This is a genomic window from Paracoccus sp. pheM1 (genome assembly GCF_018499825.1).
GTDB classification, from domain to species: domain Bacteria; phylum Pseudomonadota; class Alphaproteobacteria; order Rhodobacterales; family Rhodobacteraceae; genus Paracoccus; species Paracoccus versutus.
On sequence record NZ_JAGXCX010000001.1, the window covers coordinates 2,542,501 to 2,564,229 of the forward strand.

The following is a 21,729-nucleotide window of genomic DNA, read 5'->3' on the forward strand; positions in this document are numbered from 1 at the left end:
CCGAAAGGCGTAGTCGATGGGAACCAGGTTAATATTCCTGGGCCAGGAGATGGTGACGGATCGCAGGTGTAGTTCCTCCTTATCGGATTGGAGGGGCTGCTGAGCGGTTCCTGGAAATAGCCCTCCACAAGACCGTACCCTAAACCGACACAGGTGGACTGGTAGAGAATACCAAGGCGCTTGAGAGAACCACATTTAAGGAACTCGGCAAAATACCTCCGTAAGTTCGCGAGAAGGAGGCCCCGTTGGCAGGCAACTGTCGGCGGGGGGCACAAACCAGGGGGTGGCGACTGTTTACTAAAAACACAGGGCTCTGCGAAGCCGTAAGGCGACGTATAGGGTCTGACGCCTGCCCGGTGCCGGAAGGTTAAAAGGAGAGGTGCAAGCCTTGAATTGAAGCCCCGGTAAACGGCGGCCGTAACTATAACGGTCCTAAGGTAGCGAAATTCCTTGTCGGGTAAGTTCCGACCTGCACGAATGGCGTAACGACTTCCCCGCTGTCTCAAATGTGGACTCAGCGAAATTGAATTGTCTGTGAAGATGCAGACTTCCCGCGGTTAGACGGAAAGACCCCATGCACCTTTACTATAGCTTCGCACTGGCATCAGGATTGCGATGTGCAGGATAGGTGGTAGGCATTGAGCCCGGGACGCCAGTTCCGGTGGAGCCATCCTTGAGATACCACCCTTCGCACTCTTGATGTCTAACCGCGGCCCGTTATCCGGGTCCGGGACCCTGCGTGGTGGGTAGTTTGACTGGGGCGGTCGCCTCCCAAAGAGTAACGGAGGCGCGCGAAGGTTGGCTCAGAGCGGTCGGAAATCGCTCGTCGAGTGCAATGGCAGAAGCCAGCCTGACTGCAAGACTGACAAGTCGAGCAGAGACGAAAGTCGGCCATAGTGATCCGGTGGTCCCGAGTGGAAGGGCCATCGCTCAACGGATAAAAGGTACGCTGGGGATAACAGGCTGATGATGCCCAAGAGTCCATATCGACGGCATCGTTTGGCACCTCGATGTCGGCTCATCTCATCCTGGGGCTGGAGCAGGTCCCAAGGGTATGGCTGTTCGCCATTTAAAGAGGTACGTGAGCTGGGTTTAGAACGTCGTGAGACAGTTTCGGTCCCTATCTGCCGTGGGTGTAGGATACTTGAGAGGAGTTGCCCCTAGTACGAGAGGACCGGGGTGAACGTTCCACTGGTGGACCAGTTATCGTGCCAACGGTAGTGCTGGGTAGCTATGAACGGACAGGATAAACGCTGAAGGCATCTAAGCGTGAAGCCCCCCTCAAAACAAGGTATCCCTTGAGAGCCGTGGAAGACCACCACGTCGATAGGCCGGAGATGTAAGCGCAGCAATGCGTTCAGTTGACCGGTACTAATCGCTCGATAGGCTTGATTTGATCCGGAAGAAGACAGACCAGCTTGTCAAGGACAAGCAGCCCGCCTTCTTCCAAAAGCATCCTTGGACAATGTCTTCCCGATCCCGAAGCGGCGAAAGCCCGAAGGGAAGCGGAAACGCCGATCTCGCTCCTTTTCCGGTCTGGTGGCTTTAGCACGAGCAAAACACCCGATCCCATCCCGAACTCGGCCGTTAAGTGCCGTCGCGCCAATGGTACTGCGTCAAAAGACGTGGGAGAGTAGGTCACCGCCAGACCTGAAAAGAAGCGAAAATCTCTCGGAACGAAAAAGCACCGCAAACCACGCGATGCAAATGGCGCGGGGTAGAGCAGCCCGGTAGCTCGTCAGGCTCATAACCTGAAGGTCGCAGGTTCAAATCCTGCCCCCGCAACCATCTTTACTTGCGATCCGCCCGCCCCTTCGCCGGGCTTTTTTGCGCGGAAATCGTAAGGATTCCGGCCAGATCGCCCTGGACGTCGATCTCGATCCGGACCTCCCCCGGCGTCAGTACGATCCGGTCTACCAGCGAGCGGATGATCTCCGCCGCCTCGATGCGTTGCGCCTCGTCGTCGCCCTGCAGCGTCTCGTAGAGCTGTTGCACCCGTGCCCGGTATTGCAGCGCCATCGAGGGATGCAGCAGGGGCGGGGGCTCGTCGGCATTGGCGAGGAAGTCCTGCAGCTCCACTTTGCGGGCGCGCAGCTTGTCGCCGCGCTCCTTCACCGCCTCGATCGAGAGGGCGTCCCGCATGTAGAGATCCATCAGCTTCTCTTCCTCACGGGCGATCCGCTTCAGCTCGGTCTCGGCTTTGTCGATGCCGGTGCCACTTTCCATGCGCAGCCGGTTGGTCTCCCTCGTATAGGCGTCGCAGAACTCGGCGAAGAGGTCGGGGTCGACCAGGCGGGTGCGCAGGGCGTTCAGCACCCGCGCTTCCAGCGCGTCGCGGCGGATGTTCATCCGGTTGTCGCAGGTGCCCTTGTTGCGCGCCGTCGAGCGGCCCAGAAGATCCTTCGAGATCATCGAATAGCCCCCGCAACGCTTCGCCCTTCACGGCCGACAACCGCATGGTCGGCTGCGACGCCGTTTCGGCAATCAGCAACTGCGCCCGGAATAGCTTGCGGCGAAAGACCATCGTCCCGTCAGCTGCAGCGCCATGCGCCTGAAACACGTCACAACATATCCTTCAAGCGCCCTTATGGATCTTGACCGTAGTCTTCATGCATCAGGGTATCTTCCCCCTCACGCCAGTTCAGGCGGGAGAGGATCTCACCTGACACCATATCGACGGTGGTTCTGCGCTTCATCGCCAACTGCCGAAGCACGCCATAGGCTTCCTTTTCGGAATGATTGTCAGTCAACATGATCGCAAGCTTGGCGCGCTCGATGATACGGGACGACTCGAGCTTTGCCTGCAGGCGGCTTAAGCTCTGGCGCAATCGCCGTTCTCGTCGGTGATTGTTGACCGCCGCCAATAGGTTGGTAAGAATCCCGAAGGGTCGGATCGGCAGCCCGATTACCGCATTCACCCGCATGTTCAACAGACGGTCGATGGACAAAGGATTCTCATAGTCAATCACTGCGATCAAAACCGCCGAAGGATTCTCGGCTTGCCAATGGAACGAGAGCCTGCTTTCGATCAGCCGATCAAGTAGGACGAAAACGATGTCGATATCCTCGGCATAGGAAATGGGTGGTGGCCAGATTTCCTGCACCTGGCAACCAATTCTCACCAGATGAGAGCGAAGATCCTGATCGCCGCCCTGGTCTGGTTGAACAAGAATGATCTTCAGTAATCGAAGATCCTTGATCAGGACTGGTCGATCCCTATCGCCGGTTGCGGGCTCGCTTCGTCCGGCCTGCATCTCGGATTCCTCTGCCCTGAAAGCGTGTGCGCCCATGATTGATCTCGATCTGCATTCACCTGAAGCTCAGGCATTCATGTCCATTCCGGGGTGTGTGATATGGTCTCAGCTGCGGTCTTTTCGTCACTGTTTATGGAGTAGGTTGTCATATATGGAATGGGGCGAATAGCATTCTTCGTTTGGGCAACAATATCAAATTGGCCATCGCTTCGTACAATTCCGATCTTAGGCCAGACGAAGCAGTGAAGATTCGATGGATCTATTGCAACTCTACCCTGAGGTGCCTCGAAGGAAGTGCCCAGAATCCCTGCGCGGATCGAGCCGATGCTATCGGCAGAGCCATTCCTCATGGCTTGCGCAACCATATGAGTCTGAGTATAGGCTGCGTCCCAGCACATATTCGTATGCGCAGGCTCGCCACGCGCTGTCTTGTAGCGCTCAAGAAGGGAAATGTTGGCTGGATTTGCCTGTGATGCAAAATACGTCGCTGCCGTGATATGTCCAACAGCCGCCTTGGGGTCGATTTCCTGTAGATCGGCTTCGCTGGTCGTCAGGCTTGCAACCATGATCTGGCCGGCGTCGAGCCCATTTCCGGCATAAGCATTGTAGAAATCCAGATTGGACTGACCGACGAAATTGTTGAATATGATGTCTGGTCTGCATTTCATGATGTCAGCGATGAGGGAATCCATTTCCGGCCTTTTGGCTTGTTGGCCGAGATAGCGCTCGCCCAAGACCTCTCCGCCGCCGGATCTGATGAGGTCGCCCATGATCCGGCCGGATTCGCGGGGCCAGATATAGTCCGATCCTATGATATATATGCGCGGCGAATGGTTTTCGAGAAGATATCTGGCCAGAAGCAGGCTGTTCTGATTTGGAACGGCTCCGAAATACATTGCGCTTTCGGAATACTCGAACCCTTCATATTGGGCTGGGTAGCAGAGAATTCCCGCCTCTTTGTCCAGGGCAGTTAATACCGCCTTGCGCTGGCTTGAGGTGTAGCACCCCAGTATGACCTTTACCTTGCCATCGGCGAGAATATCCGCCGCCATGGCTTTATAGGCGGCAGGTTCTCCTGCCGGATCGCGATATACGGGGATCAGTTCACGACCATTGATGCCGCCAGACTGGTTTATCTCATCGATTGCAAACATGGTTGCCGACAACATGCTTTTCTCTGTCACGGCGGTCCAGCCCGTTTGGGAGAACATGACCCCGATATATACTGGATCGTCTCTTCTCATCTTGTGCGGCCCTCCTTTTAAAGAATAGGTGATCGGGAGTTCAAGCTTTCCGATGGTGCGTTGCTCGGGGCGGCATGGCGTGACGCTAGGCGTGCCCAACATAAGGGTCAAGAAAGCGCCGTTCGCGATTCCGATTGTAGCGGATGGCCCATGCAAGATGCCCGGTTTTCAGGCGTGGATAGGCCCGATAAACAAGCAGTGGCAGTGGCAGAGGCAGCGGGCGCCGGACAAAGGGACTGACCCCGAAGCGGCCATGGTGTGGTCTGATCGGGCAGGGGCGGCGGATCGCCTTGCCGCCCCTCCGTCGTTACGCGGCGATCTGCACCCGTTCCTTGGCTTCCAGACTCAGCACCGCAAGCGATTTGCCCCAATAGGGCGCAACCCGCCGCTTCATCATTTCGCGGAATTGCTGCGTGGTATTGGCAAGCAACTGGCCATTGCCCCAGTCGAGGATCACGCCATATTGCCGGACGCAATCCATGACGTTCAGCTCCCCCGAGCGATAGCGCGCAGCGATGGCTTCCGCATTCTCGTCAAGCCAGCCCAGGCGTGCGGCCGCGATGCGCTCGCGTTCCTTCGCGGTTGCCGCTGCGTCGACCTCATATTGCGCCAGATCGGCATCCACCACCCGGATGACGACGCCATAGTCGATGCGCGCGCGCTCGACGCTGACATATTCGTCGGCGACATCCTCGCAGACCAGTTTCGGGTCGCGCATCAGCGGATCGCCGACCCCGCCGCCGCCGGCGGAGGGACGGGTGAAGACGTCGTCCAGTTCGATCGGCAGGTTCGAGAAGATCGAGCCCAGGTAGCGCTCCTTCTCGGTGCCCTTGTTCAGCCAGACGCCATGCGGGATCGAGGGCAGGCCACCCCACATGCCCCAGGTCACCGAACGCTCGCGGTCGCAGCAATAGGAAACCACGATCCGCTCGCCCTCGAAGACCGAGCCGCCCTTCTCGGCGCCAAGCCCGCCGCGTGCCTCGCCGGGGCCGGCGGAATCCTGCACGAAGTCGTGGCATTTGGTCAGCACCGGGGCCAGCCGTTCCTGACCTTCAAGCGGCTGGATGCCGTATTGCGCACCGAAGACCGGGGCGGTGGCGTTGAAGCCGTCGCGCCCGTTGCGGCCGCCCCAGCCGCCGGCCATCCAGTCATACCACATGAAATAGGGGCGCCCCTGAAGCCTGGTGTCGCGGCCGCCGACCAGCAGGTATTCCAGGTTGAAGGCGCAACCCATGGTCCGTTCGGGCATGATATCCGCCCAGAGCCCGAAGACCGAGTTCATCAGCTTCTCGAACGGGCCCGAACAGAAGCCGGCGCAGGGGCTGGGCCATTCCGCGTTGACGACCGTTCCGGGCTCGCCGACATTGACCGTGACCGCACGGTAGAGGCCTGAGTTCAACGGCAGGTCCGGGAACTGGTATTTCGTTCCTGCGACGATCCCGGCGAAAGAGCCGCCATAGGCCGCGTTCAGGAAGGTCGAGATCTGCGGATGCGAGCCCGACAGGTCGTAATGGGCATGGTTGCCGTCGATGGTGAACTTGATCTTGATCGGGATCAGGCCCTCCTCCAGCTTCGGGTCCTGGTCGATATAGTCCTCGGCATACCAGGTTCCGTCGGGAAGCTCGGCCAGGCGGTTGCGCATCAGCACCTCGACCCAGTCCTGCACCTCGCGGAAGGCGGTCTTGATGGTCTCGACGCCGTATTTGTCGCAAAGCCGCATGATCTCGCGTTCCGCAACCGCCGTCGCCTCGGCCTGGGCCTGCATGTCGCCGATCACGTCGCCCGGATTGCGGGTATTGGCCGCGATCATCTTGGCCACGTCCTCAAGCCAGACGCCCTTGCTCCAGATACGGACCGGGGTGATGCGCAGCCCCTCGCCCATGTGGTCCAGCGCGGTGATATTGAACGAGCCCGGCGTCGCGCCGCCCATGTCGGCCCAATGGCCATTGGCCTGCGACCAGCCGATCAACTCGCCCTTGTAGAACATCGGGCGCAGGATGCGGGTATCGTTGAAGTGGCTACCGCCCCGGAACGGATCGTTGATGATGAAGACATCGCCCGGATTGATGTCGTCGCCGAACTCCTCGATCACCGCCTTGCAGGTATAATGCAGCGTGCCGACATGGGCGGCGATGTCGCCGGTGCCCTGCATCACCAGGTTGCCCTGCGGATCGCTGAGCCCGGACGAGAAGTCGCGGCAGTAGATCACGAAGGAATAGCAGGTCCGAAGCAATTGCTCGGCCATCTGGTCGACGATGTTGACGAAGGCGTTGCGCAACACCTCGAAGGTGATCGGGTCGAGTTCGGACTTGAACTCGGTCAGGCGCTTCTCGGGGGGCGGGGGGAACTGGATGCCCTTGTCGGACAGTTCCAGGGATTGCTTCTTGCCGGTCATGCCGGTCGTCCTCCTTGCTGGTTGGGGGAAGGCGCTTATGCCGCGCCAAGCTTGATCTGGATGTTGAGCCATTCGTCGATATAGGCGACGTCGCCCGGCGGAATGACGGTGGTCGAGTCGAGCTGGTCGATGACGGCCGGGCCCTTGATGGTGACGCCGGCCGGCAGGGTCTCGCGGTCGTAAAGCTGAGTCGTCATGGCCGCGGGGTGGTCGTGGAACCAGGCCTCGCGGGTGCCCTTGGGAACCGCCTTCGCATTCGGGTCGATGGCGACCTTGGGGAAGGAGGGCTTGGGCGTGACCCCGATCGCGCGCACGGTCAGGCGGTAGATCTCCACCGGGAAATCCTCGCGGCGGAAGTTGTGCGCCTTTTCATATTCGGCATGGAAGATGGCCAGTGCCTCGTCCATCGCGGTGATCTTGCCGGGAACCGACACCGCCAGCGAACGCCACTGACCGCGATAGCGCATATCCACGAAGCGCTGGAAGGTCATGTCGCCGGGTGCGACGCCGTCGCGTTGCATCCGGTCGCGGCCTTCCATTTCCAGCTTCTGGAACGCGGCTTCGACATCCGCCGGATCGGCCGTGCTGGCATTGTCGAAATACATCTGCGTCACGTCATGCTGGACATCCACCAGGATGCAGCCCACCGCCGAGGTTACGCCGGGATTGGGCGGGATGATGACCACCGGGATGTTGAGTTCGCGCGCGATATCGACGCCATGCAGCGGACCCGCGCCGCCGAAGGCCACCAACGCGAAATCGCGCGGATCGTGACCCCGGGCGATGGAGATCAGGCGCACCGCATCGGCCATATTGGCATTGGCGACGCGCAGGGTGGCAAGCGATGCCTCGACCAGATCCAGGTTCAGCGGCCCGGCGATCTTCTGCATCGCCTCAAGCGCAGCCTCGCGGTCCAGCGACTTCTTGCCACCGGCCAGGGTGGTGCCGACACGGCCCAGGATAATGTTCGCATCGGTATTGGTCGGCTCGGTTCCGCCTGCCTTGTAGCAGGCCGGTCCCGGCACCGATCCAGCCGATTGCGGGCCGTTGCGCAGCGATCCCGCCTTGTCCAGCCAAGAGATCGAGCCGCCGCCGGCGCCGATGGTCAGAACCTCGATCGAGGGGAAACAGATCGGATGGCCCCAGTCCACTTCCCATTTGTCGGTCATGCGCAGATGGCCGTCCGCCGTCAGCGAGATATCCGCCGAGGTGCCGCCCATATCCAGGCCGATGGAGTTCTTGTAGCCGCAGAGCTCGGCGAAATACTTGCTGGCGATGGCGCCTGCAGCGATCCCCGATGCGGCAAGGCGGGCGGCGTATTTCTCGGCCGTCGCCGGGGTCATCACGCCGCCGCCGGAATGGAACAGCAGGACATCGGCCTCATATCCGGCCTCACTGGTGCGGCTGGCGATGTCGCGGGCATAGGGACGGATGATCGGCGCGAGGATGGTGTTCGCCACGGTGGTCGAGAAGCGGTCGTCCTCGAAGATTTCGGGATGGGTTTCGTGCGAGGTTGAGATGGCGACATCCGGCCCCAGCACCTCGGCCAGGATCTCGGCCATCCGCTGTTCGTGGACGCCGTTCACATAGGCGTTGATGAAGCACACGGCGACCGCATGGACCTCGCGCTTCTTCAGGATGCGCGCGATTTCCCGCGCCCGTTCCTCATCCAGCGGCTCGATGATCTCGCCCCGGTAATTGATCCGCTCGCGCACGGCGAAACGGTCGCGCCGGCGCACATAGGGCGGGGTCCCCTCCTTATAGGCGTCCCAGGGATCTTCGCGGGTGCCGCGCCCGATTTCCAGGACGTCGCGGAAACCTTCGGTCGTGACCATGGCGACGGGCTTGAAATTGCGCGTGATCAGCGCATTCGTCGCAACCGTCGTCCCATGGGTGAACAGTTCGACATCATTCCAGTCAAGATCGGCGGCCTCGGCGCCGTTCATGATCGCGTCGATCGGATTGGCCGTGCTGGGCACTTTCGCAACGGTCTGTTTTCCGTTCGAGTCCAGAACGAAAATATCGGTAAACGTCCCGCCAACGTCAATTGCAAGGCGGGCACGTGCAGGTTTCATCGACGGACCTGCGTCCGCCCCATCCATACTCATCGTGAATTTCCTTTTGATCCGCATTGCGCAAATCAGGCTGCAAAGGACGGAATCCGTCCGATGAGCACCTGCGCATAGATTTCGCTTTGATATCGAGGGGAGGTCGATCACCTGATGCTTTCGGGCGCATGGTGATCTGTTGCATTCGTTGTTGAATGCATTCCTCGACACTACGCGATGAATATCAAGATCGACAAGCGTTTTTTTCAAGTGCAGAAATTTGCGGAGAAGCTTCCTGAAACATGATAAAAATCAATGGATTGCGATCATGGGCAATGCGCCGCGCCGCGGAATATCCTTTTCGCGCTGACGACGGGATTGCGAGATCGGAAAGGGTGCGAATCGCCGCTTTCAGCCTGTCCAGGTAGGAAAAGAATCATCGGATGATGCTTCGACGAAGGCGCAGATCCGGGTCGGGACGGCCAGCCCATGCAAATGGATACCCCGACTGTCAAAGCCGACGCAAGACAAGTCACGATCTGCGCAAAATTTACGCGGCAGCATTGCCTTCTGCCCGCCTGCTGAACGCCGGGCGCGATGCTGGATTGCGGCTGCCGGAAAAATCCGCTCGATCCGGAAAAACCTGTTGACCGATTCGGCTCGGATCGCCGATGCACTCTATAACGAGTTAGCGAAGTTTAGCTCTTGTTCGCCGCGTCGAGTTCGTCACACCGGCATTGTCTTCGACTAAGGCGCATAGGCACAACAAGGTGCCATCTGTCAGCCCAAAGCCATGAGGCACAGCATCGTGCCGCCAAGTGGTGTTGCGCGCCCTCCCATGAAAATGGGCCAGCGTCGCGAAAGGCTCTCCGGAAATTCGGGACTTCGGAGTTTGGCCTGTTGGGAATGCCTCTTCCAAAAAGCACAAATGAAAACAGGGAATCCACCATGAAAGACCTGCAACGCAGACATTTCCTCGGCCTGGGTGCCGCAGGGATTCTTGCAACCCCGTTCCTTGCCCGTCCCGCTTTTGCCGCGACCGATAAAATCCAGGTCGCCGGTATTCATGACGCCTCGGGCGGCATCGACATCTATGGCCGCCCGATGATCAATTGCCTCAACCTTGCCGTGGACAAACTGAACGCGGCCGGCGGCGTGCTGGGGCGCGAGATCGAACTGGTCAACTACGATCCGCAATCGAACATGCAGCTTTACGCGCAATATGCGACCGAGGCCGCGACGCGCCAGAAGGCGGCTGTGGTCTTCGGCGGCATCCTTTCCGCCTCGCGCGAGGCGATGCGGCCGGTGCTCGACCGCTACAGGACGCTTTATTTCTACAGCCTGCTTTATGAAGGCGGGGTCTGCGACCGCAACACTTTCTGCATGGGCTCGACTCCCGGCCAGACGCTGGAGAAATTCATCCCCTATGTGATGCAGAAATTCGGCGGCAAGAAGGTCTATGTGCTGGCCGCTGACTACAATTACGGCCAGATCACCGCGCTGTGGATCGAGAAGTTCGTCAAGGAAAACGGCGGCGAGGTGGTGCGGGCGGATTTCTTCCCGCTCGATGTCAACGACTTCGGTTCGACCATCCGCCAGATCCAGGCGGCCCAGCCCGATATCATCATGTCGGTCCTGGTGGGCGGTGCGCATAACGCCTTCTATCGCCAATGGGTCGCCTCGGGGATGAAGGACAAGATCCCGATGGCCTCGACGACCTTCGGCATCGGCAACGAACAGGTGCTGACCACCCCCGATGAACATAACGGCATCATCGTCTCCTATGCCTATTTCGACGGGATCCAGACCCCCGAGAACGAGGCGTTCAAGGCCGAGTATTACGCGAAATTCGGCGACAAGGCAGATGCGATCACCGAGGGCGGCGCCATGACCTATCACGCCGTCAATCTTTGGGCCAAGGCGGTCGAGATGGCCGGCACCATCGAACGCGAGCCGGTGATCGAGGCGCTTGAGAGCGGCCTTTCCTTCGCCGGGCCGGCGGGGCTGACCACGATCAACGCCCAGACGCATCACAACACGCTCGACAGCTATATCGCCGAGGTGCGCGACAACAATTACGTCGTGCTGGAAAGCTTTGCGCAGCAACCGCCCAGCGACACGCTGGCGGTCTGCGACCTGAAGGTCAACCCGACCGATGCGACGCAATATGTGGTCGAGGTGCCGAAGTAACGGGACCGCGCGGGCGCCCGGCCATAGGGCGCCCGCATGTCCCGTTTCCGCCGCACCAGGGAGCTTCTCATGGACTATGTTGCGATCATTCTTCTTCAGACCGCGATCAGCATCGCGAACCTGGTGCTGATCAGCGCAGGCCTCGCCGTCATCTTCGGCATGATGCGCGTCATCAACTTCGCCCATGGCGAGTTCCTGATGCTGGGCGGCTATACGGCGGTCATTGCCACCCAGCATGGCGTGCCGCTGCTGGTCTCGTGCTTCATCCTGGCGCCGGTGCTGGTCGGGCTGGTGGGGCTTGTCGTGGAATATCTGGTGATCCGCCATCTTTACGGGCGGCTTCTGGACACGATGCTGGCAAGCTGGGGGGTGAGCCTGATTCTGATCGGCCTTGTCACCGTGGCCTTCGGCAATTCGGTCTCGGGCATCTCGACGCCCTTCGGCAGCCTTTCCATCGGGCGGTTCAGCATCGGGTTCTATGAACTGTTCCTTGTCGCCGTCACCCTGGTCATGGTCATCGCCGGCTATCTGGTGATGCGCTACAGCCGCGTCGGGCTGATCGCGCGGGCCACGATGCAGGACCGTGACATGGCCGCCTCGCTGGGGGTCAACCAGCGCGCCGTCTACCGCGCCACCTTCGTCACCGGCGCCGCGCTGAGCGGGCTTGCCGGTGCGCTGATCGCGCCGATTGCCGGGGTGGTGCCGACCATCGGCGCCTCTTATCTGGCGAAATGCTTCATCACGGTGATCTCAGGCGGTCCCGCCATCATCGCGGGCACCTTGTCCGCCTCGGGGCTGCTGGGCGGCGTCGGCGTGATCATGACCTTCCTGGCGACCCCCGTCCTGGCCGAAGTGGCGCTGCTTGCGGCGGCGGTGGTGCTGCTGCGGGTGCTGCCCCAGGGGATCACCAGCAAATTCTTCCGGAGATCGCAATGAAAACGCCGCTTGTCACCTCGGACCGCCTGGGCGCCGTCGCGATGATCCTCGCTGCTGCCTGGGCGCTGTTCATCGTCCCTTCGGGCGGGGACATGACGCTGATCCTCTCGGGCTCGATCTATTGCGCCTTCGGAATCCTCGCGCTTTCGCTGGCGCTGATCTGGGGGTTCGGCGGCATCCTCAGCTTTGGCCAGACCGCGTTCTTCGGGATCGGCGGCTATGCCTATGCGGTTCTCGCCCTCAACATCGGTAATACGACCACGGCGGTGCTGCTGGCGATCCTGGTCGCGGCGGCGATGGCGGCCGCCATCGGCTATTTCATGTTCTGGGGCCGGCTGGGCGATGTCTATCTGGGCGTCATCACCCTGGTCCTGTCGCTGATCCTCTATCGCTTCATCAACCAGACCTCGGGCAGCGAATGGAAGATCGGCAAGGCGCCCCTGGGCGGCTTCAACGGCATCCCCTCGACGCCGATCCTCAACGATCTGGACGGCAACCCGCTCTGGCCTGAAGATATCTATGTGCTTTGCGTGGTGGCGCTGATCCTGTCCTATATCCTCTGCCGCCTGCTTCTTGCGACGTATTTCGGCCGGGTCGTGGTGGCCTTGCGGGAAAACGAGCTGCGCGCGGAACTGCTGGGCTACGATACCCGCCTCTACAAGCTGGGGGTGTTTTCCATCGCCGGCGGTCTTGCGGGCCTTGCGGGGGTGCTGTTTGCCAATTGCGTATTCGTCAGCCCGAACATGTTCAGCCTGACGACCAGTTCGCAATTGCTGGTCTGGGTGATCGTCGGGGGCCTGGGAACGCTTGCCGGCCCGGTCATGGCCTGCTTCCTGCTGCTGGCCTTCTCGGCCTGGCTGGGCACGCTGAACGCCGGGGTCTGGCTCGACCCGAACCTGGTGATGGGGCTGGTGCTGACGCTGTTCGTCCTGGTGCTGCCCAAGGGCATCCTGCCGCTGATGCGGAGCGGCTGCGACCGGGCATTGGCCGCGTTCCGGCGCCCGGCACCGGCGGCGGAACCCGGCGAGGCCATGATCGGGGAGGAAGCACGATGACCGACTACCTGCTGGAAGCCCGCAACCTGACCATGCGTTTCGGCGGCGTCGTCGCGGTGCGCGATGTCAGCCTCTCGCTGCGCGAGGGCGAGTTGCATTGCCTGATCGGGCCGAATGGCGCCGGGAAATCCACTTTCTTCCGCATGCTGTCCGGCCAGTATCGCCCGACCTCCGGCGAGGTGCTGTTTCGCGGCCAGTCGATCAACGGCCAAAGCAGCGCGAAGATCGCGCGGGCCGGCATGGGGATCAAGACCCAGGTGCCTTCGGTCTTCAACGCCATGACGGTGCGCGAGAATGTCATGCTCGCCGCCGTCCGGGCGCTGCCGCCCAACCTTGCGCGGCGGCGCTGCGACGAGGTGATGAAGCGTATCGGCATCAGCCATCTCGCCGCCGAAAAGGTCGGCATCCTGGCGCATGGCCAGCGCCAGTTGGTCGAACTGGCCACCGTGATCGCCCCGCGCCCGGCGCTGATCCTGCTGGACGAGCCCGCTGCCGGCATGACCGGCGAAGAGGTCGAGGGGCTGGGCGACCTGCTGGTCGAACTGGCCCGAAGCTGCTCGGTCATCGTGGTCGAGCATGACATGAGCTTCATCCGCCGGATCGCGCGCAGCATCACCGTCTTCAACCAGGGCTCGGTCCTGGTCGAGGGGCCGGCCGATCAGGTCCTGTCGGATCAGCGCGTGCGCGACGTCTATCTGGGAAGGGAGGTGGCCTGATGCTGCAACTCGTCGGAGTGCATTCGGGATATGGGCAGATCCCGATCCTGCGCGACATCAGCCTCAATGTCGCCGAGGGCGAATTCGTCGGCATCCTTGGCCATAACGGCATGGGCAAGAGCACGCTGTTGATGACCATCGGCGGGACGCTGCCCGCGACCGATGGCCGGATCGAGATGGGCGGGCAGGACATCACCCGTCTGCCGGTTCACCGGCGCGCAAGGATGGGCCTTGGCTATGTCAAGCAGGGTCGGCGGATCTTCCCGCGCCTGACGGTGCGCGAGAACATGCAGGCGGCCTGCCTGGCCGGCGGCCAGCCGCTGGCGCGGGCCGAGGAAATGATCGCGCTGTTCCCACGTCTCGCGCCGATTGCCGAGCGTCCGGGCGGGGTGCTTTCGGGGGGCGAGCAGCAGATCCTCGCGCTGGCCCGATGCCTTTGCACCGCGCCGCGCCTGGTGATGCTGGACGAGCCGACCGAGGGGATTCAGCCCTCGATCCGCGAGGAGATCGTCGAGGCGCTTCTGATGCTGCGCGACCGGCTGCGCCTGACCATGCTGCTGGTCGAGCAGAACGAGGCCTTTCTGGGCGCGCTCTGCACCCGCAGCTATTGCCTTGAAAAGGGCCGCCTGGTGGCGTGATGCCCCGCAAAAGGAACGCCCCTGACCGCAATGGGGCAAACAAGAACGTGAAAACAGGGAGTTGACGATGACCGCTTCATGGAGATTCTCGGCATTGGCCGACCGGCATCGCGCGCTTGGATCGAAGCTTGAGGACTGGTCGGGCATGGGAACCGCCTGGTCCTATGACGGTGATCCGGTTGCCGAGTATCTGGCGATCCGCACCAAGGCCGGGCTGATGGATGTCTCGGGGCTGAAGAAGGTGCATGTCACCGGCCCGGCCGCCAGCCATGTGATCGACCGTGCCACCACGCGCAATGTCGAAAAGCTGATGCCGGGCCGGGCGATCTATGCCTGCATGCTGAACGACGCCGGCAAGTTCATCGACGATTGCGTGATCTATCGCACCGGGCCCAATGCCTTTCTGGTCGTGCATGGCTCGGGGCAGGGGTTCGAGCAACTGACCATGGCTGCCTCTGGCCGCGACGTGTCGGTGCGCTTCGATGACAACCTGCACGACCTGTCTCTCCAAGGCCCTCTGGCGGTGGACTACCTGGCGAAACACGTGCCCGGTATCCGCGACCTGGCCTATTTCGGCCATATCCAGACCTCGCTGTTCGGCCAGCCGGCCATGATCTCGCGCACCGGATACACCGGTGAGCGGGGCTACGAGCTGTTCGTGCGTGGGCAGGATGCGCCGATGGTCTGGGACCGTATCCTGGACGAGGGCGCCGGGATGGGGATCATCCCCTGCCGGTTCACCACGCTGGACCTGCTGAGGACGGAAAGCTATCTGCTGTTCTTTCCCTATGACAATTCGGAAATGTATCCCTTCGACGACCAGCCGGGCGGGGATACGCTGTGGGAACTGGGCCTGGATTTCACCGTATCGCCCGGCAAGACCGGCTTTCGCGGGGCCGAAGAACATTACCGCCTGAAGGGCAGGGAGCGCTTCAGGATTTGGGGCCTGAAGCTGGAAGGCGACAAGGCCCCGGACAATGGCGCTCCGGTCTTGCGCGACGGTGTGCAGGTCGGCGTCGTGACCCAGGCGATGCATTCGCCGCTGAACGGCTGGACGGTGGCCATCGCCCGCCTGCCGGTCGATTGCGCGAACGAAGGCAGCAGGCTGACCGTGAACTGCGCCACCCATGGCGAAATCGCCGCCGTGACCGCGTCCATGCCCTTCCTCGACCCGGAAAAGAAGGTCCGCACCGCCAAGGGCTGACTCAAGCGCCCGCCGGGTGGCGCAGGTTGCCCGGCCCTTCCCGTCAACAGGGGGAAACCATGCCAGGAACCGAATTCTCGCCCTCGATCACCAGCCGCCCGGTCTATCCGGGGCTGGTGGCGCAGGGGGCCATGCCCGCGATCATGCTGGCCGATGCCGAGGGGGCGGGGGCGCTGATCGACCTTGCCGCCCGCGATCCGGCGGTGATGGAGCGGGCGCATGTGATCTTCATCCCGGCAGGCACCCCACATGGCGCGCGGCTGCGGGCGCTTGGCGCGCGGATCTATCACGAAAGCCCCAGCTATGCCGCCTGCCTGGAGCGGTTCCGCAAGGCGCTGGCCGATGCCCATATGGGCACCACGCTTTATCTGGCCGGAACCGAGGGGCTGATCGGGCAGGCCGCGGCCGAGGCGCTGGCCGCCGGCCTACCCGCCGGCGCCATCCAGTCCGAGCACCGCGGGTCGATCGCGCGGCGGATGCAATGCGTCCATTGCAAGGGCATCACCGAGGGTGTCACCACCGATCCCTTCACCTGTTCGCATTGCGGGCTGACGCTGTTCGTCCGCGACCATTATTCGCGCCGCCTGGGCGCTTTTCAGGGCGTCTGCGTCGATGCCGAAACCCCCGGCGTCCTCCCACCCGTGCAGGAGATCAGGCCATGACCGCCCGGATGCTGCGCGTGGCCGAGGTCACGCCCCTGTCGCCCCTCGTCACCCGCTTCCGCTTCGAATGCCCCGAAGGCGGCACGCTGCCGCTGTTCTCCGGCGGTGCGCATGTGGTCGTGGAGATGCCCGATGGCGCCACCCTGCGCCGCAACGCCTATTCGCTGATCTCGGACCCGCTGGACGGATCGGGCTATGAAATCGCGGTGCGGCGCGAGGATGCCGGCCGGGGAGGCTCGCGCTTCATGCATACCCATGTGGCGGTGGGCGACCTGCTGCGTGTGGGTGCGCCGGTCAACCTTTTCGCGCTGGACCTGCGGGCGAAAAAGCATGTGCTGATCGCGGGCGGCATCGGCATCACGCCCTTCCTGGCCCAGCTTCGGCAATTGACCCGGCTGCAAATGCCGTTCGAACTGCATTACTGCGCCCGCAGCCGGGCCGAGGCCGCCGGCCTGAGCCTGCTGCCCGACCTGCCGCAGGTCCATGCCCATATCTCCGATGAAGGCGATCGGCTGGACATCGGCGCGGTGCTGGCGGGGCAACCTTTGGGAACCCATGTCTATACCTGCGGACCCGAAGGGCTGATCGAGGCCGTAGCAGGAACCGCCACCCGCCTTAACTGGCCCAAGGCCGCGCTGCATTCCGAAGCCTTCCTGTCCCCGCCACCCGGCGCAGCCTTCAAGGTCACCTTGGCGCGGTCAGGCATAACGATCACCGTCGGCCCCCATCAAAGCCTGCTGGAGGCGATGGAAGAGGCGCAGGTCGATGCTCCTTGGCTTTGCCGGGGCGGCGCCTGCGGGCAATGCGAGACCGCCGTCCTGTCCTGCAAGGGCCGGATCGAGCATCACGACCACTGGCTGAGCGATGCCGAAAAGGCCGCGCAGCAGAAGATCATGCCCTGCGTTTCGCGCTTTCAGGGCGAAGACCTCACCCTTGACCGCTAGGGGGCCAGCATGACCATGCGCTTCAACGACGAAACCTTCCGCGACGATTACACCTTTTACAACTCGCCCGCGGCGATCCGGCGCTTTCCGTTCCCCTTCGACCAGGACAGCTACATGTATTCGGTCAATATCGAGCCGCACCGCCGGGGCGCGGCGGGCTCGGTGTTCCAGCACCGTTTCGACGTGGACGAACATTACGTCGCCGAAATGCGCGACCGAGAGATCACGCTGCGCGACGATCCGCTGCGCTGCCAGTCGCTGCCGCATATGGAACTGGCGGGCTGGGATTTCCTGGAACTGGTGATGGTCTCGAAGGCCGAGGACTATCCCGAACTGTTCGAACTGCACCGCGACGGGGACCGCTGGCACTGGATCAACCGGCCGCTGGGGATCGAACAGCGCTTCATCTTCCTTGACGCGACCAGCCTGCCCTGCGGGCCGATGGAATACATCACCCGCCAGACCCAGGGCGACCATGCCCTGCTGGACCAGCGCGAGGGCAACCTGTGGATGGATGCCGGCATGGTGACCAGCCAGGCGGATTGGAGCCTCGATTTCGACATCGGCATGAACTTCTTCGAATGGCACGCCCCGGTGCCGAAGGCACATGAATTGGGGGTGTTCCAGCGCGCCCTGAAATTCCTGCTGAGCCTGCAGCAGGGGGCACCCGTGCGGCGGCTGAACTGGACGATGACGGTCAATCCCCGGCTGGATACCAGCCCCGAAAACTATCACAAATGGGGGCCGGAAAAGCGCACGCTGACCGCCGGGAATGTCGGCGCGAAGCAATATCTGCGGGTGGAGTTGCAGACGCTTTGGCGCCTGCCCCGGTCGAACGCCATCGCCTTCCCGATCCGCTGCTATCTGCTGGCGCTGGAGGATCTGGTGACGGTGCCCAAATGGGGGCGCCGCCTGCACCGGGTGCTGCGCGACCTGCCGGACGAACTGGCCGAATACAAGGGATTCGCCGTGAACCGGCCGCTGATCGTCAACTACCTGTCGCGGTTCGACGACTGCGCGCCGACCTCGGCCGGGATCTTTCCCGATGACTGACGGCGAGGGGCTGCCAACCTGTATGCTGCCAGCATTCGGCGGGACGGAACCGACCTGCGGCAGTGTCGTCGCAATCTCCTCGGATTCGTGTCGCTTCCTGGCCGTTACGGCCTTCCTGCATGGCCCCGATCGAACCCGCCCAATGGCGCGGGATCGGTTCGGTTCCTGGCGCGAAGTCGGGCAGGGTGAACGGAATGGCGGCAGAATAGAAATATTCCTGGAAGGATCTTATTTTTATCAACAGGAAACTTTGTTTTTGGCGCCATCACCCCATCATGAGGATGCCCGCATCGCATGATGGATTCGCCATGACACAGAAGAATGCCCTTGTAGCGGCCTTGCCCGCGATCCTGTTTCCCGCCCTCGCCTGGGGGCAGGATGCCGAACCGGCGTTGAGCGCCGGAGATACCGCCTTCGTCGCGACCTGCGCGCTGTTCGTCATGCTGATGATGCTGCCCGGCCTTGCCCTGTTCTATGCGGGCATGGCGCGCAGCAAGAACGTGCTGTCGGTCCTGACCCAGATCTTCGCCTCGGTCGCGCTGATCTGCGTGCTGTGGATCGCCTTCGGCTATTCGCTGAGCTTCGACACCGAGACGCCGCTGAACGCCGTCATCGGCGGGACCTCCAAGTTCTTCCTGTCGGGGATAACCACCGAAAGCATGGTGGGGACGCTGCCGGAATATCTCTTCGTGCTGTTCATGATGATGTTCGCGGCCATTACCCCGCCGCTGATCGTCGGCGCCTTTGCCGAGCGGATGAAATTCGCCTCGGTGCTGATCTTCATGGGCGTCTGGCTGCTGATCAACTATGCGCCCATGGCGCATATGGCATGGGGCGGAGGCTGGGTCTTCGATGTCGGTGTTCTGGACTTTGCCGGCGGCAATGTCGTCCATCTGAACGCCGGCATCGCGGCGCTGGTCTGTGCGTTGGTCCTCGGGCCGCGCAAGGGTTACGGCACCACGATGATGGTGCCCCATAACATGACCATGACCTATACCGGCGGGGCGATGCTCTGGGTCGGCTGGCTGGCCTTCTGCGGCGGCTGCGCGCTGGCGGCCAATGGCTTCAGCGCGCTGGTGATGCTGAACACCATGCTGGGCGGCGCCGGGGGCGCGCTTGGCTGGATGACGGCGGAATGGATTCACCGCAAGCGGCCCAGCACCTTCGGCCTGGCCTCGGGTGCGATTGCCGGCCTGGTCGCGATCACCCCCGCCTGCGGCTTCGTCGGCCCCATGGGCGCGGTGCTGGTGGGCTTCCTCACCGCGCCGGTCTGCGTCTATGCGGTCGAGGTGGTCAAGCGCCGCGTCGGCTATGACGATTCCTTCGACGTGTTCGGCGTCCACGGTGTCGGGGCGGTGGTCGGCGGCGTGCTGACGGTCGTCTTCGCCGCGCCCGCGCTTGGCGGGCTGGGCTATCCCGAGGGCCGCACCATGCTGACCCAGATGGTGCCGCAGGTGCTGATCATGGGCTTCAGCATCGCGGTCTCGCTGGTGACGACCTGGATCGCGCTGAAGATCGCAGGCGCGCTGGTCGGCCTGCGCGTCGATGAGGAGGCCGAGGCCGAGGGGCTGGACATCCATCAGCATGGCGAGGTCGGCTATCGTCTGGGCGATGGCGTTTACGGAGGTGCGGCGCTGGTGCCGGCGCAGGCCGCGCATGGTCTGGGCTCTCCGGCGCAGGTCGCCAATCAGCGCGGCTGATGCCGCGCCCATTCCAGGGCCGGGCCTCGCGGGGCCCGGCCTTTTCCGCTGTCAGCGGCTTTGTGGATAGGTGATGACCGACAGGTATTTCGCCGGCAGTTCGATCAGGTCCACCGGGCCATGCGGCGCGTCCGCATCGAACAGCAGGGTATCGCCCGGCTCCAGGCGATAGATCTGTTCGCCATGACGATAGCCGACCGTTCCTTCCAGCATATACAGCATTTCGATCCCCTCGTGCTGGAAGGTCGGGAAGCGGTCGCTTTCCGTGGTCAGCACGATCAGATAGGGCTCGACAACGACGCCGGAGTCGTTCGCGCCGATATGGCCCAACAGGTGATATTGATGGCCGGCGCGGGTGCCCTGGCGCTCGATTTCCACCCCGTCGCCGGCTTTCACATGCATGGCCCCACGGGGCTCGGCATAGCCGGAAAACAGCTGGACCAGCGGCACCCGCAAGGCATTGGCCAGCATTTGCAGCGTGGCCAGCGAGGGCGAGATCACCCCGTTCTCGATCTTGGACAGCATCCCGACCGAAAGCCCCGACTGCGCCGCCAGATCCGATCCGGTCAGGCGCTGGCGCTTGCGCAGTTCTCGCACCACCCGGCCGATGGCGACCTCGAGGTTTCTTTCCGGATTGTCGCGCAGGGCATGGGGATTCTGGGTCAGTCTTTGCGATGTATCGCTGCTGTCCATCACATGTGCCGCGCGCCTTGTTTCCTGTCAAGAAAGTCTAGACCGCGGCACCGACAATGTGAATAGCCCCGCTCACCCCATTCTTTCGGATGCGTAGCTTCCTGGCGAGGCGGGGAAGACCACGGTCTTGTTGCCGTTGAGGAACACCCGGCGGTGGATATGGGCGTGGATGGCGCGGGCCAGGACCTGGCTTTCGACGTCGCGGCCGAGGCTGACATAGTCCTCGGGCGATTGCGCATGGGTGACCCGGACGGTGTCCTGCTCGATGATCGGGCCCTCGTCGAGGTCGGCGGTCACGTAATGGCTGGTCGCCCCGATCAGCTTCACCCCGCGCTCGAAGGCCTGCTTGTAGGGGTTGGCGCCCTTGAAGCTCGGCAGGAAGGAATGGTGGATGTTGATGATCCGCCCCGACATCTTGCGGCACAATGCGTCCGACAGCACCTGCATGTAGCGCGCCAGCACCACCAGCTCGGCCCCCGAATCCTCGACCACCGCCATCAGCTGCGCCTCGGCCTGCGGCTTGTTCTCGCGCGTGACCTTGATGCAGTGGAAGGGGATGTCGTGGTTCACCACCACCTTCTGGTAGTCCATGTGGTTCGAGATCACCGCCACGATCTCGATCGGCAGCGCGCCGATGCGCCAGCGATAGAGCAGGTCGTTCAGGCAATGGCCGAAGCGGCTGACCATGATCACCACCTTCATCTTCTCGGCCTCGTCATGGATGGCATGGTCCATGCCGAAGGGCTCGGCCGGGCCGGCCAGGCCCGCGCGCAGCGCCTCCAGCCCCACGCCCTCCTCCGAGACGAAGCTCACCCGCATGAAGAAGCGCCCGGTCTCGGTATCGTCGAACTGCGAACTGTCGGTGATGTTGCAGCCATGCTCGGCCAGAAAGCCGGCCACGGTGGCGACGATGCCGCGCGTCGAGGGGCAGGCGACCGTCAGCGTGTATTTCTTCATCTGGCTCTCCACTGAAAGGGCAAGCGCCCTGGTTTCTTCC

18 protein-coding genes, 1 tRNA gene and 2 rRNA genes (1 of these 21 only partly in view) are annotated in these 21,729 nt (G+C 62.5%); 14 read left to right on the forward strand and 7 right to left on the reverse strand.

Annotation, left to right across the window (positions count from 1 at the left end; genetic code table 11):
• From KF941_RS12915 to KF941_RS12925, 3 genes are all read left to right on the forward strand, one after another.
• A 23S ribosomal RNA gene (locus KF941_RS12915) occupies positions 1-1,396 on the forward strand (it extends 1,452 nt beyond the left edge of the window).
• Positions 1,397-1,535: 139 nt separating this feature from the next.
• Positions 1,536-1,650, forward strand: a 5S ribosomal RNA gene (gene rrf, locus KF941_RS12920).
• 61 nt (positions 1,651-1,711) lie between these two features.
• Positions 1,712-1,788 (forward strand) — tRNA-Met (locus KF941_RS12925).
• A gap of 3 nt (positions 1,789-1,791) precedes the next feature.
• Here KF941_RS12925 and KF941_RS12930 read toward each other — a convergent pair.
• From KF941_RS12930 to KF941_RS12950, 5 genes are all read right to left on the reverse strand, one after another.
• On the reverse strand, positions 1,792-2,412 hold the full coding sequence (locus KF941_RS12930) for a hypothetical protein (RefSeq protein WP_214273505.1): 621 nt from the start codon (positions 2,410-2,412) through the stop codon (positions 1,792-1,794).
• A 173-nt stretch (positions 2,413-2,585) separates the two neighbouring features.
• Positions 2,586-3,254 carry an ANTAR domain-containing protein gene (locus KF941_RS12935; protein ID WP_214273506.1) on the reverse strand — a complete coding sequence of 223 codons (669 nt, stop codon included), beginning with the start codon at positions 3,252-3,254 and terminating at the stop codon, positions 2,586-2,588.
• 74 nt (positions 3,255-3,328) lie between these two features.
• The gene (locus KF941_RS12940) at positions 3,329-4,498 is read right to left on the reverse strand and encodes a transporter substrate-binding domain-containing protein (RefSeq protein WP_214273507.1); all 1,170 of its coding nucleotides are present in this window, start codon (positions 4,496-4,498) and stop codon (positions 3,329-3,331) included.
• A 307-nt stretch (positions 4,499-4,805) separates the two neighbouring features.
• Complete coding sequence (locus KF941_RS12945) at positions 4,806-6,893, reverse strand: hydantoinase B/oxoprolinase family protein (RefSeq protein ID WP_240540294.1); 2,088 nt, start codon at positions 6,891-6,893, stop codon at positions 4,806-4,808.
• 35 nt (positions 6,894-6,928) lie between these two features.
• On the reverse strand, positions 6,929-9,025 hold the full coding sequence (locus KF941_RS12950; protein ID WP_346428985.1) for a hydantoinase/oxoprolinase family protein: 2,097 nt from the start codon (positions 9,023-9,025) through the stop codon (positions 6,929-6,931).
• A gap of 864 nt (positions 9,026-9,889) precedes the next feature.
• On the opposite strand from KF941_RS12950, the gene KF941_RS12955 reads away from it, so the two are divergent.
• The 11 genes from KF941_RS12955 (at position 9,890) to KF941_RS13005 (ending at position 20,039) form a co-directional block, all read left to right on the forward strand.
• Positions 9,890-11,131: an ABC transporter substrate-binding protein gene (locus KF941_RS12955; protein WP_214273509.1), complete on the forward strand. Its 1,242-nt coding sequence runs from the start codon at positions 9,890-9,892 to the stop codon at positions 11,129-11,131.
• A 69-nt stretch (positions 11,132-11,200) separates the two neighbouring features.
• Positions 11,201-12,067 carry a branched-chain amino acid ABC transporter permease gene (locus KF941_RS12960; protein WP_072462276.1) on the forward strand — a complete coding sequence of 289 codons (867 nt, stop codon included), beginning with the start codon at positions 11,201-11,203 and terminating at the stop codon, positions 12,065-12,067.
• Complete coding sequence (locus KF941_RS12965; protein ID WP_214273510.1) at positions 12,064-13,122, forward strand: branched-chain amino acid ABC transporter permease; 1,059 nt, start codon at positions 12,064-12,066, stop codon at positions 13,120-13,122. Before KF941_RS12960 ends, KF941_RS12965 begins: the two co-directional genes overlap by 4 nt.
• Positions 13,119-13,838 carry an ABC transporter ATP-binding protein gene (locus KF941_RS12970; RefSeq protein WP_036750919.1) on the forward strand — a complete coding sequence of 240 codons (720 nt, stop codon included), beginning with the start codon at positions 13,119-13,121 and terminating at the stop codon, positions 13,836-13,838. The genes KF941_RS12965 and KF941_RS12970 overlap by 4 nt, the downstream gene beginning before the upstream one ends.
• A complete protein-coding gene (locus KF941_RS12975; RefSeq protein WP_052095731.1) occupies positions 13,838-14,476 on the forward strand; it encodes an ABC transporter ATP-binding protein in 639 nt (212 codons plus the stop codon). The genes KF941_RS12970 and KF941_RS12975 overlap by 1 nt, the downstream gene beginning before the upstream one ends.
• A 67-nt stretch (positions 14,477-14,543) precedes the next feature.
• Positions 14,544-15,680, forward strand: a complete 1,137-nt coding sequence (locus KF941_RS12980) for an aminomethyltransferase family protein (protein WP_214273511.1) — start codon at positions 14,544-14,546, stop codon at positions 15,678-15,680.
• Positions 15,681-15,739: 59 nt separating this feature from the next.
• Positions 15,740-16,342, forward strand: a complete 603-nt coding sequence (locus KF941_RS12985; RefSeq protein ID WP_214273512.1) for a dimethylamine monooxygenase subunit DmmA family protein — start codon at positions 15,740-15,742, stop codon at positions 16,340-16,342.
• Entirely contained in the window at positions 16,339-17,286 is a 948-nt protein-coding gene (locus tag KF941_RS12990; protein WP_036750932.1) for a PDR/VanB family oxidoreductase, read from the forward strand. The genes KF941_RS12985 and KF941_RS12990 overlap by 4 nt, the downstream gene beginning before the upstream one ends.
• A gap of 9 nt (positions 17,287-17,295) precedes the next feature.
• Positions 17,296-18,339, forward strand: coding sequence for a DUF3445 domain-containing protein (locus tag KF941_RS12995; protein WP_214273513.1), 1,044 nt, complete (start codon positions 17,296-17,298; stop codon positions 18,337-18,339).
• The gene (locus KF941_RS13000) at positions 18,332-18,637 is read left to right on the forward strand and encodes a hypothetical protein (RefSeq protein ID WP_214273514.1); all 306 of its coding nucleotides are present in this window, start codon (positions 18,332-18,334) and stop codon (positions 18,635-18,637) included. The genes KF941_RS12995 and KF941_RS13000 overlap by 8 nt, the downstream gene beginning before the upstream one ends.
• A 10-nt stretch (positions 18,638-18,647) precedes the next feature.
• The gene (locus tag KF941_RS13005; RefSeq protein WP_214273515.1) at positions 18,648-20,039 is read left to right on the forward strand and encodes an ammonium transporter; all 1,392 of its coding nucleotides are present in this window, start codon (positions 18,648-18,650) and stop codon (positions 20,037-20,039) included.
• Between the two features lie 51 nt (positions 20,040-20,090).
• On the opposite strand, the gene KF941_RS13010 is transcribed toward KF941_RS13005, so the two are convergent.
• Entirely contained in the window at positions 20,091-20,732 is a 642-nt protein-coding gene (locus tag KF941_RS13010; protein WP_036750938.1) for a helix-turn-helix domain-containing protein, read from the reverse strand.
• 72 nt (positions 20,733-20,804) lie between these two features.
• A complete protein-coding gene (gene purU / locus KF941_RS13015) occupies positions 20,805-21,689 on the reverse strand; it encodes a formyltetrahydrofolate deformylase (protein ID WP_214272728.1) in 885 nt (294 codons plus the stop codon).
• Between the last annotated feature and the right edge of the window lie 40 nt (positions 21,690-21,729).

Bases quoted from the DNA above. Each gene is read 5' to 3' on its own strand.
- KF941_RS12930 (WP_214273505.1), bottom strand. From the start codon at position 2,412: ATGATCTCGAAGGATCTTCTGGGCCGCTCGACGGCGCGCAACAAGGGC.
- KF941_RS12935 (WP_214273506.1), bottom strand. From the start codon at position 3,254: ATGCAGGCCGGACGAAGCGAGCCCGCAACCGGCGATAGGGATCGACCA.
- KF941_RS12940 (WP_214273507.1), bottom strand. From the start codon at position 4,498: ATGAGAAGAGACGATCCAGTATATATCGGGGTCATGTTCTCCCAAACG.
- KF941_RS12945 (WP_240540294.1), bottom strand. From the start codon at position 6,893: ATGACCGGCAAGAAGCAATCCCTGGAACTGTCCGACAAGGGCATCCAG.
- KF941_RS12950 (WP_346428985.1), bottom strand. From the start codon at position 9,025: ATGCGGATCAAAAGGAAATTCACGATGAGTATGGATGGGGCGGACGCA.
- KF941_RS12955 (WP_214273509.1), top strand. From the start codon at position 9,890: ATGAAAGACCTGCAACGCAGACATTTCCTCGGCCTGGGTGCCGCAGGG.
- KF941_RS12960 (WP_072462276.1), top strand. From the start codon at position 11,201: ATGGACTATGTTGCGATCATTCTTCTTCAGACCGCGATCAGCATCGCG.
- KF941_RS12965 (WP_214273510.1), top strand. From the start codon at position 12,064: ATGAAAACGCCGCTTGTCACCTCGGACCGCCTGGGCGCCGTCGCGATG.
- KF941_RS12970 (WP_036750919.1), top strand. From the start codon at position 13,119: ATGACCGACTACCTGCTGGAAGCCCGCAACCTGACCATGCGTTTCGGC.
- KF941_RS12975 (WP_052095731.1), top strand. From the start codon at position 13,838: ATGCTGCAACTCGTCGGAGTGCATTCGGGATATGGGCAGATCCCGATC.
- KF941_RS12980 (WP_214273511.1), top strand. From the start codon at position 14,544: ATGACCGCTTCATGGAGATTCTCGGCATTGGCCGACCGGCATCGCGCG.
- KF941_RS12985 (WP_214273512.1), top strand. From the start codon at position 15,740: ATGCCAGGAACCGAATTCTCGCCCTCGATCACCAGCCGCCCGGTCTAT.
- KF941_RS12990 (WP_036750932.1), top strand. From the start codon at position 16,339: ATGACCGCCCGGATGCTGCGCGTGGCCGAGGTCACGCCCCTGTCGCCC.
- KF941_RS12995 (WP_214273513.1), top strand. From the start codon at position 17,296: ATGACCATGCGCTTCAACGACGAAACCTTCCGCGACGATTACACCTTT.
- KF941_RS13000 (WP_214273514.1), top strand. From the start codon at position 18,332: ATGACTGACGGCGAGGGGCTGCCAACCTGTATGCTGCCAGCATTCGGC.
- KF941_RS13005 (WP_214273515.1), top strand. From the start codon at position 18,648: ATGACACAGAAGAATGCCCTTGTAGCGGCCTTGCCCGCGATCCTGTTT.
- KF941_RS13010 (WP_036750938.1), bottom strand. From the start codon at position 20,732: ATGGACAGCAGCGATACATCGCAAAGACTGACCCAGAATCCCCATGCC.
- purU (WP_214272728.1), bottom strand. From the start codon at position 21,689: ATGAAGAAATACACGCTGACGGTCGCCTGCCCCTCGACGCGCGGCATC.